This window comes from Bacteroides sp. HPS0048 (assembly GCF_964240755.1).
Taxonomy (GTDB): Bacteria; Bacteroidota; Bacteroidia; order Bacteroidales; family Bacteroidaceae; genus Bacteroides; species Bacteroides nordii.
Genome location: NZ_CAXSVC010000006.1, coordinates 1 through 20,393, shown reverse-complemented (window position 1 = coordinate 20,393; position 20,393 = coordinate 1). Strand labels below are relative to the sequence as shown.

Below are 20,393 nucleotides of genomic sequence, written 5' to 3'. Positions count from 1 at the left end.
ACAACCGGACAAAAGGAAATTAGAATAATAAATAATATAAAAGTATAAAGATCATGGGAAAAATTATTGGTATTGACTTAGGAACAACAAATTCATGTGTTTCTGTATTCGAAGGAAACGAACCGGTAGTAATTGCAAACAGCGAAGGTAAACGTACAACTCCTTCTATTGTTGCATTTGTTGATGGTGGCGAACGTAAAGTAGGTGATCCTGCAAAACGTCAGGCTATCACAAATCCGACAAGAACAATTTTCTCTATTAAACGCTTCATGGGTGAAAATTGGGACCAGGTGCAAAAAGAAGTAACCCGCGTTCCATATAAAGTAGTAAAAGGTGATAATAACACTCCGCGTGTTGATATTGATGGTCGTCTTTACACTCCGCAGGAAATTTCTGCAATGATTTTGCAGAAAATGAAAAAAACTGCTGAAGACTATCTTGGACAAGAAGTAACAGAAGCAGTTATCACTGTACCTGCATACTTCTCTGATTCACAACGTCAGGCTACTAAAGAAGCCGGACAGATTGCCGGTCTGGAAGTAAAACGTATCGTAAATGAACCGACTGCTGCTGCACTTGCTTACGGTCTTGATAAGGCACACAAAGACATGAAGATTGCCGTATTCGACCTTGGTGGTGGTACATTTGATATCTCTATCCTTGAGTTCGGTGGTGGTGTGTTTGAGGTACTTTCTACTAATGGTGATACTCACCTTGGTGGTGATGACTTTGATCAGGTAATTATCAATTGGTTAGTTGAAGAATTCAAGAAAGATGAAGGTGCTGATCTTACACAGGACCCGATGGCTTTGCAACGCTTGAAAGAAGCTGCTGAAAAAGCTAAGATTGAATTATCTTCTTCTACAAGTACAGAAATCAACTTACCGTATATTATGCCGGTAGGTGGTGTACCTAAGCACTTGGTCAAGACATTGACACGTGCTAAATTTGAATCTCTGGCCCATAATTTGATTCAGGCTTGTCTTGAACCATGTAAAAAAGCAATGCAGGATGCAGGTCTGGGTAACTCTGATATTGATGAAGTAATCCTTGTAGGTGGTTCTTCACGTATTCCTGCCGTACAGAAACTGGTTGAAGATTTCTTTGGTAAAACTCCTTCTAAGGGTGTTAACCCCGATGAGGTAGTGGCTGTAGGTGCTGCTGTACAGGGTGCTGTGTTAACAGACGAAATCAAAGGCGTAGTATTGTTGGATGTTACTCCGTTGTCAATGGGTATTGAAACACTGGGTGGTGTGATGACTAAGTTGATCGATGCTAACACAACTATTCCCGCACGTAAGAGTGAAACATTCTCTACTGCTGCTGATAATCAGACAGAAGTAACTATTCATGTGTTGCAAGGTGAACGTCCGATGGCTGCACAGAATAAATCAATCGGTCAGTTCAACCTGACAGGTATCGCTCCGGCTCGTCGTGGTGTACCTCAGATTGAAGTAACATTCGATATCGATGCTAACGGTATCTTAAAAGTATCTGCTAAAGATAAAGCTACTGGTAAGGAACAAGCGATCCGTATTGAAGCTTCCAGTGGTTTGAGCAAAGAAGAAATTGATAAGATGAAAGCAGAAGCAGAAGCTAATGCTGAGGCAGATAAGAAAGAACGTGAGAAGATTGATAAACTGAATCAGGCTGACAGTATGATTTTCTCTACTGAAAATCAATTGAAAGAACTGGGTGATAAGTTGCCTGCTGACAAGAAAGCACCGATTGAAGCAGCTTTGCAGAAACTGAAAGATGCTCACAAAGCGCAGGATCTTGCAACTATTGACAGTGCTATGGCTGAACTGAATACTGCATTCCAGGCTGCAAGTGCTGAGATGTATGCACAGAGCGGTGCACAAGGTGGTGCTCAGGCTGGTCCGGATATGAACGGTGGACAACAAGCTGGTGGACAGTCTAATGGTGGACAGGATGAACATATTCAGGATGCAGACTTCGAGGAAGTCAAATGATTCCGATAAGGAAACAGATAATAAACAATAAGCAAAAGCGTGCAGCTCAATGAGTTGCACGCTTTTTGCGTTTAGGAGTCGGAGAGATTGAGGTAATGTTTTTGGCATCCTTCCCAACCGCTATTTGGAATCAATGGTTTAGTGAAGTGGGAAATACACTTATTGTGTTAAGAAAGGTGGCAAAATTTATGGTTCAACCGAGTAACTTCATTACATTTGCGTTATGTATGCAATTATGGCAGATTTGAATCGCATTAAAGTAGTTTTGGAGATTGATGTGCGAGAACTGATTAATAAATCGAAAGAATAAAAGAACAATATGGCAATGAAGATAAATAGCCCTTATACGGCTGCAATTACGGGTGGAGGTTTTTTACTTAATGAGACGCTTGCTCTGCTTCCTCTCTTGCAAAGTGAAGATCGAGAAGAACTTCTCAAAGATGAACAATTGAACAACCGCGTACTGATGATTAATGCTGAAACATCAAGAAAGAAGGCAATCCTAGAGATTAGTCGTCGTTATGATACGATGTCACCAGCTTTCTGGCAGGACTTTTTAGCGATGACTGCCGTAGAGCAGCCTATTGCTCTCTTTTTTGTGATGTTGAAGACGTACAAAATACTTTTTGACTTTCATGTAAACGTGACGATACGTCGTTGGAACAGCGTCGCTAAGTCTGTGAAGAGAGAAGATATCCTCATGGAGTTTAATGAAATATCTGCTCGTGATGCATTTGTTGACTCGTGGAGTGAAGCTACGAAGGACAAAGTGATTAGTGCCTATTTATCTATTTTGCGAAAGATAGGAATGCTCGATAGAACTAACCAATTGCAAGTGCTTGATTGTACCAACTATCCATACTATTTGCAGATTGGCGAATCTTGGTTTCTGGAGGCTTGTTTGTTACAGCCTTATCAAATTGAAAAGATTAAAAACAGTTTGGTATGACTATAAAAGAACTGGATGATAAACTTAATAGTCCCGGATTTCAGGATACTGAGAACGGAGACTTATTTTATAATTTCTTCATCTACCAATATCCGGCAGAGAAAGAATATGATATCCGTAAGCAGATACAGGAGTTCAAACAAAACCTTATCCGTCCCACGAATTATGTGGATGTGCTCACGCTCGACTTGTTTGAAGAGTTCTGTAACTACCTCAATGGACAAAAGTTTCTCAAGTTCGACTCCATGCTGCAATATTTGCTCGAGAAAGAACAGGAGTATCCCGATACGAGCGATAAGATTTTCAGCACATTGGAGCGTCATGCCCATAGTGAGAAGTTCGTGAAATATCTGCATGAGCGGATCGTGGCGCATATCACGATTGATGATGAATATCGTCGTCCATATGTGTTTATGTATGGCATCGGTACCATGTATCCTTATCTTCGTGCCAATGAACTTTTGGCAAAGTACGAGGATTACAATGAGACCGGACGCTATAAAATCATTCTCTTTTATCCCGGACATCGGGAACAAAATTCATTCAAACTCTTTGATACCTTAAATGACCATCATACTTATCGCGCAACCCTTTTAATAAACGAATAAACGATGCAACTACAAAACCTGTATATCAAATCCATTAATCGTCCGGTCAATCCGGCGGTTTCTGCTACTAAGTTCGATAAAGAGACCATTGATATTGAAATCAAGGAATACGTTTTTACCGATGAAATCCTCAATGGACTTTATCGCATTCTGAATGCTATCAAGAACAATAAACCTTATGACCATGTTGGTATTTGGATTGATGGTTACTACGGTTCGGGTAAATCTCACTTCTTAAAGTACCTCGACTACTGCATAACTCCCGAAACTCGCGATTTAGCCTTAGAACGTTTACTTGATGCTGTGAAAGAAATCGATCCTTTCGATGGTAAGCATAACCTTCAGTTTGAGTTTTCACAGGTTCAAGATATTGCTTCGTGGCTCAAGACTGCCACCGTCGATACCTGCATCTTCAACCTCGAAACCTCCTACAATGCGACTACTGACAAAAAAAAGGCTTTCTTGCAGGTGTTTTGGGATGAGTTTAACGGCAAACGTGGACTGAACAAGTTTAACCTCACCTTAGCACAGCTTTTGGAAAAACCGCTGATGGAGCGTGGGTTGTTGGAGCAATTTAAGGAGGTCATTGCCGATATGGGTGGCGATTGGAACAATCCCAGCGAGGCTGCCGACTTGGTGGATCAAGCTTTGGAGATGGTTGTAGATGCCGCTTGTGAACTCAATCCGCAGTTTGACCGCAACTCCCTGTACAATCATATCGATAAGCGCGACTATGCCATTAGCATCGAACGCTTCGGCATGGAACTGGCAGACTATATCAAGGACAAAGGCGAAGATTATCGCTTGATATTGCTTGCCGATGAGGTGAGCCAGTTTATCAATAAGGAACGTGACCGTTATCTGAATCTGCAAGAAATTATCACTAAACTTTCTGAAGCTTGCAACAATCAGGTGTGGGTGGCTTGTACCGCCCAGCAGGACCTTAGCGAAATAATGGACGACTGCAATATTGGTGAAGAAAAGGATAAGGAAGGAAAGATTAAAGGTCGTTTTGAAGTGAAAGTATCACTTAAAGGCACGCAGCCGGAAGTGATTACACAGAAGCGTATCTTGGAAAAGAAGCCGGAGGTGAAAACCGACTTAGCTGCCATGTACGAGCAGCAGCAAGGAGCCTTCAGTCTCCAGTTTAAGTTACCAAATGCGTATAAGAGCTACGATACGGAGACTGACTTTATCGACTTCTACCCCTTTGTTCCTTATCAGTTTAAGCTCATCATGCAGGTGTTCGACTCTTTCCTTGCTTTGGGGTATGTGGCTAAGGAGGTGAAAGGTAACGAACGAAGCATCATCAAGGTGATTCACGCTACGGCTAAGGCTCCCAACAATGCTCAGGCCGAAGTAGGTAAGTTCGTTTCGTTTGATGAACTTTACAACAATATGTTCGAGGAGGGTTTGCAGGCTCGTGGACAAAAGGCTGTGGATAATGCTATCCGCATTGCCCGTACCTATACTGACCCGAAATTGGCTGTACGTGTAGCCAATGTCCTCTTTATGGTTTGCAATATTTCGCAAACTGACCAACTAGTTTTCCCGGCAACGCTCGACAATATCACTACGTTGCTGATTAACGATATGACCACGCCTCGCCTCAATCTGAAGAATGAGGTAGAAAAGGTGGTCGATTTTCTTTGCGACAACAACATCATCCGTCGTGAACAAGGCCGTCAGGGTGCGCCCGACTTCTTCTCGTTCTATAGCGAAGAGGAAATGAAGGTAGCCGAGCTGATTAAAAGTCAGACTGCTGATAACAACCTGCAAGCCGGTGAACTGAAAGAAATCTTCAATCGCTACTTGAAAGGATTGAAGAACAAGGAACAATATAAAACTCGTTCGTTTGCCGTGGGAATGACCATCAATCAGCGCAACTACCTCAGTAATAACCCCGATGTAGTGCTGGAATTTATGATGGATGACGACTATGATACACCCGAACAACTTGCTCTGCAAAACCAGACCAATCGGTTGGTGTACTATGTGGGGCCACAGTTCCGTGCCAATGCTCGTTTGCGCAACAACTTTTATTGGTATTGTAAGGTGCAGAGTTATATGATCGCCAATCCTGCTACCAGCGACGAGAATGCTGCTGTGCGCGAAGAATTTAAAAAGCGTGCCAGCGAAGTGATGACTGGCATCATTGAGAGAGAGTTCCAAAAGATTCTCGACACCTGTCCTCTAGTAAGTGGTCTCTCTGTGATTGATGATGTAGAGTTGGGTAATAAAAAAGGGAATGACCGCTACTTGGCTGCTATAGAGAAACACCTCTCCGGTATCTATACCAAAGCAGGACTGGTAGATTTACCGCAAATTCCCCGAAACAGCGATAAACTCAAGACAGCTATCCTTCGTCCCGTGAACCCGGGTGATTACGAGGGATTAAATGACTCGCTTACTGAAGCAGAACATGAGGTGGAAATTTACCTCAACAAGCAATACGAGGAGTTGAATGTGGGTGATGTGGTAGCCAAGTTCTCTAAAGCTCCGTTCGGTTGGGATGGCATCTGTACTCTTTATGTAGTGAACGAACTCGTACGCCGGCATAAGCGTGACTATAGTTATAGCAATATTCCCAATGTGGAGGTGAGTATTGTAGCAAACCGTTTGCTGAGCGAAACCAACAAGTTTACCATTCGTCCGGCTGTAACCATTTCGTCCGAGGTGATTAATGGTTTCATTGCCGCTTGGAAGAATATCTTTGGTGTGAGCGAATCTTTCTCCACTACCGATAGTACCCAGCTATTCCGTCTTAGTCGAGAGAAAGAGAATGTACGAAGTGTGGAGAATGTAGTTGCACGCTACAAACAGCTCTACAAGGATATTGCCGCATACTCTTTCAGTGCGCCGCTCGACGAGATGGTGACCTTGCTCGAAGGTTGGCTTGCTGAGCGCGATCCGTTGAAGTATTTCCGTCGTGTGATTGACGAACAGCAGCAGGCGCGCACCCTCTTCGATACTTGTAAAGAAGTCGTGCAGTTTGTCCAAGACCAAATGGACAATTATAAGAATGTACTCCGCTTTGTGCGTGATAATCGGGATAATTTTAGCTTTGTACCTTCAGAGCTTCACGAAACAGTCACACAGTTATTAGAAATAGAGAATGCAGCATGGCCCATCGGCATACGTACTTATATGAAGCTTCGCAACACCCTTGCCGGAGCCATCGATGCTAAGCGAACAGAACTTCGCAAACAAATCGCTGAAGAGTATGCCAAAACGTATGCTCAGTTGGAGCAAGGCTGCAAGGAAAACGAGGTATCGACTTCTGTTCTCTCAGATCAAGAGGTTATAGTAAAACTCAAAACACAACCGGATAGCATTCCTGTGTTGCAGACCAACCTCGATACCAATGCATTCTTTGCTGAGCAAACGGCGAAGATATTGGCAGCAAAACCGAAGCCTAAACCTACGGTTGGTGATGACAAAAACAAGAAGGAAGAAACTCCCGCTAAGAAGTATCCTACACAGGTAGCTTTGAGTACTCGTACCACTTTACCTATTGGCTCAGAGGCTGATGTGGATAAGTATTTGGCACAACTCAAGAAGCAACTAATGGCACATATTGACAAAGGCGAGACGGTAATGATTATCAAATAATGAAATGAAGGAATAAGATAGATGGAAACCAATAGATTAAAGAAATTTGCTATTGAAGCACGCAATATACTAAAGGCGGGTATTGCCGCCAAACTCACCAGCTTGGGCTTCGATAACAAGGGCGAAGTGGCTGAGAATTTACGCCCGCAACTCTTGCAGGGCGGTACGCTTTGGAATGGACGAACTCTCTCCGAAGGATTTTATTACCAATGGATGCGGCTCTATGAGGAGGTGCAGGCTAAGGGGGTGAACGAAGTATACGAGCAAGCAGCTTACACATGGTTTAATCGTCTGGTAGCCATTCGTATCTTACAGAAGAACGGACTTTGCGAACCGGTAAGTACATACGCCGACTCTGCACATACCCCGCAGATTGTAAACCAAGCCCGGCAAGGGCTTTTCCCTCCAATGGAGGAGGCGAGCAAGCGTCACCTCTTGGAACTCCTAGATGACGATACGAAAGTTACTGAACAATTTGCTGTGCTTTTGGTGGCATGGTGCCATGCCAACCCTATCCTGCAACGCTGCTTTGGCACTATGGAGGACTATACTGAACTGTTGCTTCCCGCCAATATTTTGGCGGAGAATGGTTTTATCGACCTCTTGAACCACACTGAGTTTATCACCGACGAAGAGTTTCGCTCGCCGGAACTGATTGGTTGGCTATACCAGTTCTACATCAGTGAGCGCAAAGATGAGGTATTTGCCAAAAAAGGCAAGTTTGAAGCTGATGAGATTCCTGCCGCCACGCAGATTTTTACGCCTAACTGGATTGTGAAGTACATGGTGCAGAACACCGTGGGGCGTATCTATCTCGATAACAATCCCAATACCACTTTGGCTTATAAGGAGAAATGGCAATACCTCGTGGAGCCTGCAGAGCCGACTCCTGCTGAAGCTATTCTTCATTACAATGAGTTGACTGACTTGAAAGTGGCTGACCTTGCTTGTGGTTCGGGACATATCCTTAACGAGTGCTTCGATCTACTCTACGATCTTTATATCACTGAAGGTTATACGCGTGTTGAAGCCATAACACATATCTTCCAAGATAACCTCACGGGTATCGATCTCGATCCTCGTGCACAGCAACTTTCGCTCTTTGCATTGACGCTGAAGGCTTGTCAACGCGATCATAGTTTTGTAGATGCACATTGCTTGCCACGGGTGCTGACAATGCCGAAGGTACAATTGCCTTTGCCTGCCGATACCCGATTAGCGGTAGAGATTAATGTCGCCAATGCTTTGCTGAAGGATGCCGATTCTTTAGGTAGCATTATGAAGTTTGACCTTACACCTGCTGCTCGTGAATGGGTGGCTTCGCGGGTTGAAGAGAATGAAGCGGCAGCGTTGGTGATAGCGTTGACAGAGCAGTATGATGCTTTGGTGATGAATCCGCCGTATATGGGGGGAGGTAATATGAATGAGGTGTTGAGTAAATATGTGAAAAGGAATTATGAGGATGGAAAAACAGACCTTTTCTCTGTATTTATGGAGGTTGCCATTGAACGACTAAAAGTACACGGTCGTTATGGCATGATTAATATGCAGAGTTGGATGTTTCTTTCTTCGTTCGAGAAACTTCGCAAGACATTACTCGACAACTATCATATTGAGAATATGCTTCACCTTGGTCCTCGTACTTTTGACGAGCTGAGTGGGGAAGTGGTACAGAACACAGCTTTCGTGGTGGCAAAGCACAGTGTCCAACAAGGTGGAATGTACTTCCGTTTGGTGGATGGGAAAAGTTGTGCTGATAAAGAGCAAATGTTCTTGAACTATGCAGGGCAAGGTACAAAGATATACTACTCTAATGTGCCGCAGGCTAACTTTGAGAAGATTCCGGGATGCCCGATTGGATACTGGGTTTCTGAAAAAATTTTATCCCGCTTCGCGGGAAATCTCGCATTGTCTGCCGTTGCTAAACCCTGCGTTGGTTTGCAAACGGCAGACAATGCGAGATTTCTCAGATATTGGCATGAAGTCAATCTTGAAAAGATTGGCTTTGGGATGAAATCGGCTGAGGAAGCAAAAGAATCGGGAAAGAAGTGGTTCATAACTACTAAAGGCGGCCCATTTAGAAGATGGTACGGCAATATGGACTATTTAGTAAACTGGGAAAATGATGGAAAGGAACTAAAAGAGTTTAAGGGTTCTGTTATAAGAAATGAAAAGCGATACTTTACTTCACCGGGTGCTACGTGGTCAACTATAGCATCAGGCAAACCATCTTTCCGTTTCTTTGATAGAAGTTGGTTGTTTGAGACTAAAGGATCTGTATGTTTTCCTATAAAGGAAGATAAACTTTATACTCTAATGGGTTATTTGAACTCTCCTATTGTAGTTGCTTGTCTTCAAACTTTGTCTCCTACCTTAGATTATCATGAAGGTCCCATGGGTAAAGTCCCATATGAAGATATTGAGAACGTTGCAGAGATTGATGTGTTTGTAAAATCTAACATCACAATCAGCAAGCTCGACTGGGATTCCCACGAAACTTCTTGGGACTTTCAACAGAACGAGCTTATTTCCCTTATAGATTTCACCGAACAAGACATTACAACAGAGTCACTGACTACCTTGTTTAGTACTACTGCATATTGTGATGCAGCAACACCACAAGCTGACAATAATCCTCATACATTCCGATTGCAAGACCTCATGGATCTTTATCATCAAAAGTGGAGTACCTTTTTCATGCAACTCCAGACCAATGAAGAAGAACTCAACCGTCAGTTCATCGACATCTATGACTTGCAAGACGAACTTACCCCCGACGTACCTTTGAATGAAATTACCATCCTGCAACAAGGAGAGGTGAGCATTGAGGGAAATGCCTTGAAATGGCACGACGAAGTAATATTAAAGCAATTCCTCAGCTATGCTGCCGGCGTATGGATGGGACGTTACCGCTTGGGCAACCCCGGTTTGCATATCGCTCATCCCAACCCTACAGCCGAGGAATTGGCTCCTTATACTTATAATGGTCACATCATCGAGATAGATGATGATGGCATCTTCCCCTTGATGGCCGCCGATAGTGGCTTCACCGATAATGCCTGCCTACGCACCGCTCAATTCGTGAGCGATGTATTTGGCGCGGAGCATCAGGTGGAGAACCTTAACTACATTGAGCGTATCCTCGGTAAGACCATAGAGCAGTATTGGCAGAAAGACTTTTGGAAAGACCATAAGAAGATGTATCAGAATCGTCCCATCTATTGGCTGTTTGCGAGCAAAAAAAGCACCTTTCAGTGCATTGCCTACTTGCATCGTATGACACCTTATACCCCCGAACGCATCCGCAGTAAATATCTTCTGCCCTTCATCGAAACGCTAGGTCGTAAGATTGCCGATCTCACAGCTCGCGCTGCCGACCTCAGTACAGCCGAGCGCAAGAAGCTTGACACGCTGAACAAACAACTTAAAGAGTGTCGTGAATATCATGACCGCCTTGCTGTAGTAGCTGAACAAGCTATCCCGCTTGATCTTGACGATGGTGTGGTGGTGAACTATGCTAAATTGGGTGATGTAGTTAGTAAATTAAAATAGAGTAGTACAATGGATAAACAGCAACTTTCTAATTTGTTACATATACAACAAGCAAGCCGTGAAAATCGTTTGGTTGTATTTGTTGGTGCTGGGGTTTCAAGAAACTCCGGTATTCCGACATGGAACGACCTTATTAAAACGATGAAGTCAGAGTTACCAGATAAACTTGCTAATGATATGGATGCGCTGAAGGTGGCTCAACTGTATAAAGATGCAAGAGGTCACAAAGAGTATATGGATAAAGTAAAAGAAGTTTTACTTTACAATAAGGCTGTTCCCAATCCATTGCATAAAAGAATTCTAGCACTTAAACCATGTCATATGGTTACTACTAATTATGATGATCTAATCGAACAAGAACTTATTAATGAATTCATACAATATGCTGTAGTAAGAGAAGATAAAGATATACCGCAAATGGTACATCCTAATGCTCTTGTGAAGATGCATGGTGATTATGCAACAGATAATATTGTTCTTACAGAAACGGATTATTATAATTATTCAAATAATTTTCCTCTTATTCGTGCCTTTGTGCTTTCACTATTTGCTAGTAAACTTGTATTGTTTGTAGGTTTCTCTTTTGCGGATTTAAATCTCAAAATGATTTTAAACGAGCTAAAAGGCATTTTATCCGAGAATATACAAAGAGCATATTTATTATCATGTGAAGACCCTGATCCTGTAACAAAGCAGTACTTTGAAAAGAAAGGTATTAATATATTATATTTTAACGAGAAAGATGTAGATTTAATCAATGGTTCTGATTATCCAGAAAGTTCTCTAAGTGGAATTGGACTTCTTACGGATAAAATCTTATTTGCAATAAAAAATTATAGCCCAATATCTAAAAATGATCTTGTTAGCTACATATATGACCGTATTATATCATATAATAAGGAACTTCATTCTTTTGGCGATGGACTTAGATATTTTTTCCCAAATAACAAAAGTATGATGTGGAATACGCATTCATGCGGATTGCAAACACACTTGACTTATTTTGAGGATATAGCAAAACAGTTACAATCCAATCAACAAAAAAGGAAATTCTTAATCACTCATCCAAATATTGATTTAAGGTCATTGCTAAAAATAGCATGCTATAACTATTTATATGAAATAGACGGAATTAAGATACTAGATGATAAATTCTGTAAGAATATAGATAATTATATTTTACCGACTACAATGTGTTTCTTGCATAAATTTGACCAGGTCAAAACGTGTGAGCGATTAAAGGTTTTGTGTGCACAATCCATTCAATATACTATTGAAGACTTAGAATACCCGTTTACCTTGTATCTGTTAGGAGATTATTGGGCGGCTTACAAACAGTATGTAAAACTATTGCCTTTATATTGGAATCGTCAAAAGTATATTTTGTATTTCATTTGTAGATATAACATATGGTCTATACGATATGGCGTTGAATATCAGCAGATGCAAGATGGTAGTTTCAATTCAGATAAAGAGCTTCAATTAGCTTATGCTTCTGAATTAGAAGATATTTTGAGCAAACTTCCAATAGATTTAGAGATTAAGAAGATGTTTCAAGACTTAATATCATACAGGTTTGTTGGAAGTCACGTTGTGGAAACTTATAAACTTAAAGAAAAAATTTTTCAGCAACGAAAATCTGCTGAGAAAGGCGGTTGCTCCATTAATAGCAACATCACCGTTCTAATGTCACTTTATCAACGTGAAAGTATGTTTTCTTGGGCTAATTATATAATATGTGATAATAATGAACATTTTAAATCAGTTTGTAATAATACGGCATTGGGTATTTTGAATAGTTTTGCTACACCAACAAGCAAAATGTTTGGCGGAAAATTGTGTTCAACAAAAATTGAATCGCTTGATTCATTTATGCTTGAAATGCTGATATTTGATGTAGAACATGAACAACTGATATCAATTTTTAAAGGATACGACATAATGAATTTAGAATTTGATACTTCTGGCGTTGAATACATAAATTTATGCCTTAATAGTTTAGGCGTCGATTGTCAGTATTTGTATAAATCTGATTTGTTTTTTTATAATCCCTTATGCAATCTTTTTCTCATTATCTCTAAATCACATATTAACGAAGTAGATACAGAGGCATTGTATAAAGCATTATTGAAATATTGGAGATTTGAATTGCAAATAGGTCATGAAACCATTAATAATCTTATACGACAATACTCACCATCTAGTGATTTTGTAGATAAACTAATAAGCCAAATGCTTTATAATTCTCATAATACAGAATATTACAGAGAAAGCATTCGACAATTGGCTACTATACTAAAGAAAAATGAATTAGTATTTAGCGATATTCGCATGGATACTCTTAAGCAGAATCATGAAGATAAAGTTTTGATATTACTATATCCTATTTGTTCGAAGTCATTAAAAGACACAATATTGGATTATTGTTTGGAAAATATTGAAGATTTCTGGTATTATATCTACTTTGTGTTTCATAATGCTATTCAAATTCCTACAATCAGCAGATTTAAAGAACTATTTGAGAAAGATAAAAATAGTATCGATGAAAACTATTGTTATATTCTTGCTAAGATAAGGAAGGATTCTATATTTGCAAATCTCCACGGAATAATAGACGAATTTGCTATTTCAAATGATTGTATGCAATTCTTTCTTTCTCCAGATGAATATATGTCGCCTGAAAAGGTTGAGGTTAAATGGATTTTGAAATTTAACCAAGAAAAGAGAGAACGATTCTTTAAAAACGAAGTATACAGGAATAAACTCAAGGAATATATAACAAGTAATTGGTTGAGTGATAGTTATCGACAGTATCTCATCAGCCTTCTATAATTTTATTGTAACAATGACCACTGAAGATATACAGAAACTCAGAGACCTCGGCGAAGTGAGTAAGGTACAGTTCAAAGAACGTATCTTAGATAAATATGATATAGGCTGCGAGCTGGTTGCCATGAGTAATGCTCGCGGAGGGCAGCTTGTTATTGGTATCAACGACAAGACAGGAGCTTTTAACCCGTTGTCGTATGCAGAAGTGCAGGAAACCACCAATCTACTGAGCAATGTGGCTTCGGAGAATGTGGTACCCAATATCCTACTTGAGATAGATGCAGTCAGCGTTGAAGGTGGCAGTGTAGTGATAGCTACTATTAAGGAAGGAATTAACAAGCCCTACCATGACAATAAAGGTATCGTGTGGATGAAAAATGGAGCGGATAAGCGTAAGGTTTTCGATAATGCGGAGCTGGCGGAGATGATGACCGAGTGTGGTAGCTTTACTCCTGATGAAGCCGCCGTAAAAGATGCCACATTAGATGATCTGGATGAAGATACTATCAAGCAGTTCCTGCAAAACCGTTTTGCTATGGTATTGGAGAAAAAAGGAATGATTGGCGATGCTTTGCAGGAAGCGTCACTTGATGAGATAGCCAATGCGATTGCCAAAGGACATGATCTTAATAAACTGATGCGCAACCTGCGTTTTATCCGTCCGGATGGGAGTCTTACAGTGGCTGCCATATTACTGTTTGGTAAGTACACCCAGCGTTGGTTACCTGTGATGACGGCAAAATGCATTAGCTATGTAGGTAATTCAATTGGCGGCAAGGCCTTTCGAGATAAGGTGAACGATGCAGTAATGGAAGGAAATCTTCTGCACCAATTTGAGACCATTATGTCTTTCTTCACTCGCAACCTCAAGAATGTGCAAGTGGAAAAAGAGTTCAATTCATTGGGCGAGCTTGAGATTCCATACGTGAGCCTGATGGAGTTTGTTGTAAATGCACTGGTCCATCGTTCGCTGAATTGGAAAGCTCCCATACGTATCTTTATCTTTGATAACAGAGTGGAAATTCACAGCCCGGGCACGTTGCCTAACGGCTTGCAAGTAGAAGATATTACCAATGGCACCTCGATGCCCCGTAACAACTTCCTTTTTAGCAATGCTATCTATCTTCTTCCCTATACAGGTGCAGGTAGTGGTATTCAACGTGCCTTGGAGGAAGGAGTGCAAGTAGAGTTTACGAATGATGAACGGATACATGAGTTTCTAACTACCATAAAGAGAAACAAAGACTTGGATAGTAATCTAGCTGACTCTGACACTACCCCTAACACTTTTTCAGAGCACTCAGACACTACCCCTAACACTTCCGATGAATGCCCTGACACTTTTTCGGAGCACTTAGACACTACCCCTAACACTTCCGATGAATGCCCTAACACTCATCAGATGAAACTTACCAATAAACAAAAGGATATAGTAAACTTTTGTAGTGTACCGAGAAGTAGTCGGGAGATACTTGAGAGGGTAGGAGTGAAATATCATAATAGTAATATCAAAAGATATGTTACTGAATTAGTAGAAGCAGGGTATTTGGAGCGAACCATTCCCGATAACCCTTTTGATATGAATCAAAAGTATAAAAAGAAGCAATCATTATGACTCAAGAAAGAATATACAGTTATTTTCAGCGTAACCCACAGTTGCATGTGCTTTTTATCTTTGACAAGGCGAATATCATTATGAATGATTTGGCAGACTGTTCGTGGGAAACTGAATATATCTATAAAGTATTTGATGGAGCTTGGTTCAATACTAAATATAACATTGAATACGCATGGAAAGAGAAACGTGTGGTGTTGCTCTTTCCATTAGGCTCCTATCCCATAAGTGAGGAACAACAGCTCAGATTCCCTCTTATGGACATGCTGAAAGCTAACATGGAATATAAAGAGGAAGATTATGCCGCATTCATGCAACAATATAAACTTCCTGAGAAATATCGCGCCTTTATCAGCCGCCATATCGGTGAATTGATGTCGAATAAGATAAATGCAATGCTGAAAGACCGGTTTACGCCGGAAGCATTCAGTGAGGATGTAGTAGTCCGCGGTTTTATTTCTTCTTATCTGGGTGAAAAGAGACTCTTGGAATGGGAAAACATCATCATAAGAATGTTTATACTCGGATTGGATTCAGAAAATAAGAAACGGTTGGATTTCTATCATAAGTTGGAACGAAACAAGGATGCCAAGACAGCGGTTGATGAGCGTTTGACCAAGATATTTGGATTCAGTTACAAACCCAACCAAGAGGCGAAGGTGAAAGAGTTGGTGGAGAGTTTGAAGTATAATAGCATTACCCAACTTCTTGATGTGATTGCCGATGATCCCTACAAGGCTTACAAAATAAAGAGCAGTATAGCACTTGAACAAATGAATCGTATCTATGAACTGGGTACACGTGACCGGGAGTTTGTAGATAAATTTATGAAAGTGATGAAAGAACTAGGTGCTGATATTCACGAAAAGGAGCTGACTACCATTTATGGCATGGATGCCTCCTTCTATTACTTGACGGAAGAATTAGGTTGGCCTATATTGCAAGAAATTGCCGGTAGCAAACTCGTGACAGAACCTGCAGAAATGCAAGAACGTTTGCGTTTGCTTTCCCAAAAACTTCCTGCCGATAGTGTGCTTCAACAAGCTATAAGCTTCTTGATGCAAGTGGCCTTTTATTATGAAATGGTAAGAGGACTGGGTAGCCTGAAGTTGAATACGCCGGAAGCTTATGTGCAACTCTATACGAATGACTTGTACAGGCTTGACACCTTCTATCGTTGTGCATTGGAAGAATATCATGAATTGTTGTCAAAGGATGTTCCTATACTTACTTGTTTGAATAGACTGAAACAACAGTTTGACGGAGGGTATGCACGTATGGTTAATGTTTTCAATCTGGAATGGATGACCTGTGTGATAGAAAAAGGGAACTACTTTAACGACCTGTCGTTGAAAAAACAGGAGGATTTTTATGCTAATGAATGTGTCAGTAACAGTAAACAGGTGGTAATCATCTCTGATGCACTACGCTATGAAGTGGCGGCAGAACTGATGCAGGAACTGGCTAAAGAGAAACATATAGCAAAACTATCTGCATATCGGGCCATGCTGCCTACTGAAACCAAATACTGCAAGCCGGCTCTTCTGCCTCATACTTCATTGATATGGAAGAACAAAGAAATGCTGGTAGATGGTGAAGTATTAGACACCTTAGAGAGTCGTTCGGCACAGGTGGCCAAATACAAAGAAAGTGCTTGTTGTGTAGACTATGAAACTGTAATCAAAGCAGATGTAAAAACTGCACGCGAACTATTTAAACGTCCATTAGTCTATATTTTCCATGATACAATTGACGCTGCTAGTCATGGGGCTGGAGTCGGAGATGTAATTGCGGCTTGTCGCAAAGCTATTGAACAGCTCGCTGTGCTGATTCGTCGCCTTCATGCCTCCTGGAATGTGACGAATGTTGTGCTGACAGCTGACCATGGTTTTCTCTACAATGACGTGGAATTTGCAGAGAAGGATAAACATGCGGTGACGGTTGCGGGTATTATCGAGAAGAAAACGCGTTACTACGTGAGTGATCAAGTTAGCGCGCAAGAAGGGGTGGTAACAATGCCATTGGACAAAGTATCGGGAATAAAAGCCGAGACTCCTATATATATAGGAGTACCTATGGGTACCAACCGTTTGGCTGCTTCTGGTGGATACAGCTTTGCCCATGGCGGAGCGACTTTGCAGGAAATGCTTATTCCCGTGATTCATAGTTCGCAGAAACGCTCTGATAAGACCAATAAAGTGGGTGTGGCATTGGTTGATCACAATCTCGTGATGGTAAGCAGTAGATTGAAATTTCAATTGATACAAAGTGAAGCGGTTTCCATGACGGTAGTTGAACGTAAGGTCGTTTGTCAAGTGTATCAAGGGGATACACCCGTAACCGGAAAGCAAACCATTACGCTTGACAGTGCTGATACGATCAATTTGAATAATAGAGTATACGAAGTTGTGCTGACCTTGAATCATTCAGTACATTCAGGTATGCTACAACTACGTGTGTATGATGAAGAAGACTGTTTGAATCCACTTATTCGTGAAGTGGTGAAGAATAATACAATGATAGAACAAGACTTTTAAGTATTAGTGATTAAGTTTTTTGATATGACACTACAACAGAAAATAATGAATGCTTTCATAGGTAAAGTGGTTCGTAAAGATTTGGCTTTTCTTGTAAAGGGAGGGCTCCCTGTACCTACATACGTATTGGAGTATCTGCTTGGGCAGTATTGCGCCTGTGATGACGAAGCAACCATAGAAGAAGGTTTGGAAAGGGTGAGACAAGTGATCCAAAACAATTATGTGCATCGCGCGGAGTCAGAAGTCATTAAAGGTAAAATCCGTGAGCAGGGTCGTCATCGTATCATTGATAAGGTGACTGTTACTCTCAATGAGAAAGTGGACGAATACCAAGCTCATTTTGCTAACTTAGGTCTTACTAATGTGCCTATTGGCACTCAATATGTGACAGACAATCCCAAGCTCTTATCAGGAAATGGTGTTTGGTGTATCGTCACTATTGGCTATATATCAGGTGAAGATATTAAAGTGCGCTGGGAAATTCAAACCCTGAAGCCTGTACAAATATCCAATGTGGATGTTCAAGATTATATAGATAAACGCAAGAACTTTACCACAGAGGAGTGGTTGGACTTCATGATGCATACCGTTGGGTTGAACCCCGACACCTTAAATCGGCGTGAGAAGTTCATTACGTTAGCTCGTCTACTTCCTCATGTTGAGAATAATTTCAACTTTATGGAATTAGGACCTAAAGGAACTGGCAAGAGTCATGTCTTTCAGGAACTGTCACCATACGGTGTTTTAGTGAGTGGTGGTGATGTGACCAGTCCTCGTCTGTTTGTTAAAATGAGCGGTAATAAAGAGATTTTAGGATTGGTGGGTTACTGGGATGTAGTGGCTTGGGATGAATTTGAGCAGCAAAAAGGCCGTGCCGTAGATGCGGTATTAATTGATACCATGCAAAATTATCTGGCCAATAAGTCATTCAACCGTGGTAAGGGTACGCATGAGGCTTCCGCTTCTATTTGCTTTGTGGGTAACACGAAACATACGGTTCCTTATATGCTAAAGAATAGCCATCTTTTTGAATCAATTCCTACTTCGTTTATCAAGGGTGCTTTTTTAGATCGTATTCACCTCTACAACCCGGGTTGGGAGATTAGGATGCTGAAGAAAGATAGCTTCTCAAAAGGATACGGTCTGATTACCGATTACATAGCAGCCATTATGCACGAATTGCGCAATAAAGATTTGACAGCATTATTGAAGGATTATGCTAAGTTTGATGGTTCCCTTTCTGAACGTGATCACTTGGCTATTCGGAAAACATTTTCTGGCATGGTGAAGTTGATTTATCCGGATGGTAACATGACGGACGAAGAGGCATTTGAGTTGATAGACTTTGCTGCCGAAAGCCGTAAGCGTGTCAAAGACCAGTTGTATATCGTGGATGAGACGTTTAATGCAGAGCCTGCTAAGTTCAGATATGTACGTGAGAAGGATGGTGTAGAGGTTAGTGTGGAGACTTTGGAGAAGGTGAGCAATGCACTTATCATCCCTAACAATATTCACCAAGGATCTACTTTTATGGCAAATTTGGATGATAGCGATATTCCGCTTTTCCAAGAAGGAGCTGAAACAACAATGCAAGTAGAGCTTTCTTCAGAACGACAGTCTCGCAAAAGATTCATTTGTTTGCAGGAAAAGAATCAGTTCTTCCGTCTGGGACAGACCGGTGTCACTTATCAGTCTCTCTTCGCCGAATATCTCAAGGATGCAACTGAAATTATGATTGAAGACCCGTTCATCCGAACAAGTTGGCAAGTAAAGAATCTCATGGAATTTCTGACGATGCTCATTGATACCCGCGACGTAGATGATCTTAGAGTGCATCTGGTGACCAATGAAGAAGAAGATAAGTTACCTGATCTCATAGATAAACTGGATGACATAAAAGACGATATGATTGGCTATGGCATTGAGTTTGATTATAACTTCCGTGAATTTCACGATCGTTGTATTAGGACCGACAATGGTTGGGTAATTTCAATGGGACGTGGACTTGATATATACGAGAAGTATAGTCCGTATTCTGTTGCAGCCGCTCGGCCGGATAAACGTAAATGCAAAGAGTTTATGGTTACATTCACTAAAGATAAATAATGTGAATCAGTATTTGGTTCATTAGTTAAAAATTAGAGTAATCAATGATTTCATACTGTCACAATTTTGAGGTTTGAGTGAATTAACTGTCTGACAAGTTCACTGATTGCTTCCGGCATCAAATTCAATCTATAATTGAATGTTTGGTAAGAAGGCAAGTCAGGGAACCATGAAAGTAGTTATTCCTTGGTAAAAGTATGTATGTTTTTGATTTTAAAATATTGCTGATAAGCTCCGCAGAATAGGTATACAGTAAGCAGTTTCTGAACGGTAAAGATTGGATGATTGTTATTACTGAACCTCTCTGGTAGTAGAACTTGAATGAAGACTCGTAAACATCGTAGATATACATATATATTTTTATAAGTTTTAATTCTTTCTCTTTGGGAATCATAATTAGAACAATGAGTGGTTTTATTCTTCTAATATGCTGATTGTCATGGAGACTGGAAAACTGATTAATGAGATGATTTACTGAATTGTAACATTTTAACAAGCGAAAAAGTAGATGATTGCCAACTGCTGATTTGCATAAATAGGGATATTCAGTAAATGTCCCTCTTTCTTATAAATTAAGAGAACAGTTTTACTTTACGTGAGCTTTTCTCTTAA

9 protein-coding genes are annotated in these 20,393 nt (G+C 40.8%); all 9 read left to right on the top strand.

Annotation, left to right across the window (positions count from 1 at the left end; all coding sequences use genetic code 11):
- Window positions 1-53 precede the first annotated feature (53 nt).
- Window positions 54-1,973, top strand: a complete 1,920-nt coding sequence (gene dnaK, locus ACESQI_RS06685; RefSeq protein WP_007484672.1) for a molecular chaperone DnaK — start codon at window positions 54-56, stop codon at window positions 1,971-1,973.
- Window positions 1,974-2,292: 319 nt separating this feature from the next.
- Entirely contained in the window at window positions 2,293-2,922 is a 630-nt protein-coding gene (locus ACESQI_RS06680; protein WP_195661283.1) for a BrxA family protein, read from the top strand.
- Entirely contained in the window at window positions 2,919-3,530 is a 612-nt protein-coding gene (locus ACESQI_RS06675; protein ID WP_234130352.1) for a BREX protein BrxB domain-containing protein, read from the top strand. The genes ACESQI_RS06680 and ACESQI_RS06675 overlap by 4 nt, the downstream gene beginning before the upstream one ends.
- 3 nt (window positions 3,531-3,533) lie before the next feature.
- Window positions 3,534-7,142 (top strand): BREX system P-loop protein BrxC, encoded by a 3,609-nt coding sequence (gene brxC, locus ACESQI_RS06670; RefSeq protein WP_195661285.1) that lies wholly within the window; start codon window positions 3,534-3,536, stop codon window positions 7,140-7,142.
- A gap of 21 nt (window positions 7,143-7,163) precedes the next feature.
- Window positions 7,164-10,694, top strand: a complete 3,531-nt coding sequence (gene pglX / locus ACESQI_RS06665; RefSeq protein ID WP_195661286.1) for a BREX-1 system adenine-specific DNA-methyltransferase PglX — start codon at window positions 7,164-7,166, stop codon at window positions 10,692-10,694.
- Between the two features lie 9 nt (window positions 10,695-10,703).
- Window positions 10,704-13,526: an SIR2 family protein gene (locus tag ACESQI_RS06660; RefSeq protein ID WP_195661287.1), complete on the top strand. Its 2,823-nt coding sequence runs from the start codon at window positions 10,704-10,706 to the stop codon at window positions 13,524-13,526.
- A 13-nt stretch (window positions 13,527-13,539) separates the two neighbouring features.
- Entirely contained in the window at window positions 13,540-15,138 is a 1,599-nt protein-coding gene (locus ACESQI_RS06655; RefSeq protein ID WP_195661288.1) for an RNA-binding domain-containing protein, read from the top strand.
- Complete coding sequence (gene pglZ, locus ACESQI_RS06650; RefSeq protein ID WP_195661289.1) at window positions 15,135-17,675, top strand: BREX-1 system phosphatase PglZ type A; 2,541 nt, start codon at window positions 15,135-15,137, stop codon at window positions 17,673-17,675. The genes ACESQI_RS06655 and pglZ overlap by 4 nt, the downstream gene beginning before the upstream one ends.
- Window positions 17,676-17,699: 24 nt before the next feature.
- A complete protein-coding gene (gene brxL, locus ACESQI_RS06645; RefSeq protein ID WP_195661290.1) occupies window positions 17,700-19,781 on the top strand; it encodes a BREX system Lon protease-like protein BrxL in 2,082 nt (693 codons plus the stop codon).
- Window positions 19,782-20,393: the final 612 nt, after the last annotated feature.

Excerpts from the sequence above, each read along its gene's own strand:
- pglX (WP_195661286.1), top strand. The coding sequence starts at position 7,164 with ATGGAAACCAATAGATTAAAGAAATTTGCTATTGAAGCACGCAATATA.
- pglZ (WP_195661289.1), top strand. The coding sequence starts at position 15,135 with ATGACTCAAGAAAGAATATACAGTTATTTTCAGCGTAACCCACAGTTG.
- brxL (WP_195661290.1), top strand. The coding sequence starts at position 17,700 with ATGACACTACAACAGAAAATAATGAATGCTTTCATAGGTAAAGTGGTT.
- ACESQI_RS06680 (WP_195661283.1), top strand. The coding sequence starts at position 2,293 with ATGGCAATGAAGATAAATAGCCCTTATACGGCTGCAATTACGGGTGGA.
- dnaK (WP_007484672.1), top strand. The coding sequence starts at position 54 with ATGGGAAAAATTATTGGTATTGACTTAGGAACAACAAATTCATGTGTT.
- ACESQI_RS06655 (WP_195661288.1), top strand. The coding sequence starts at position 13,540 with ATGACCACTGAAGATATACAGAAACTCAGAGACCTCGGCGAAGTGAGT.
- ACESQI_RS06675 (WP_234130352.1), top strand. The coding sequence starts at position 2,919 with ATGACTATAAAAGAACTGGATGATAAACTTAATAGTCCCGGATTTCAG.
- brxC (WP_195661285.1), top strand. The coding sequence starts at position 3,534 with ATGCAACTACAAAACCTGTATATCAAATCCATTAATCGTCCGGTCAAT.
- ACESQI_RS06660 (WP_195661287.1), top strand. The coding sequence starts at position 10,704 with ATGGATAAACAGCAACTTTCTAATTTGTTACATATACAACAAGCAAGC.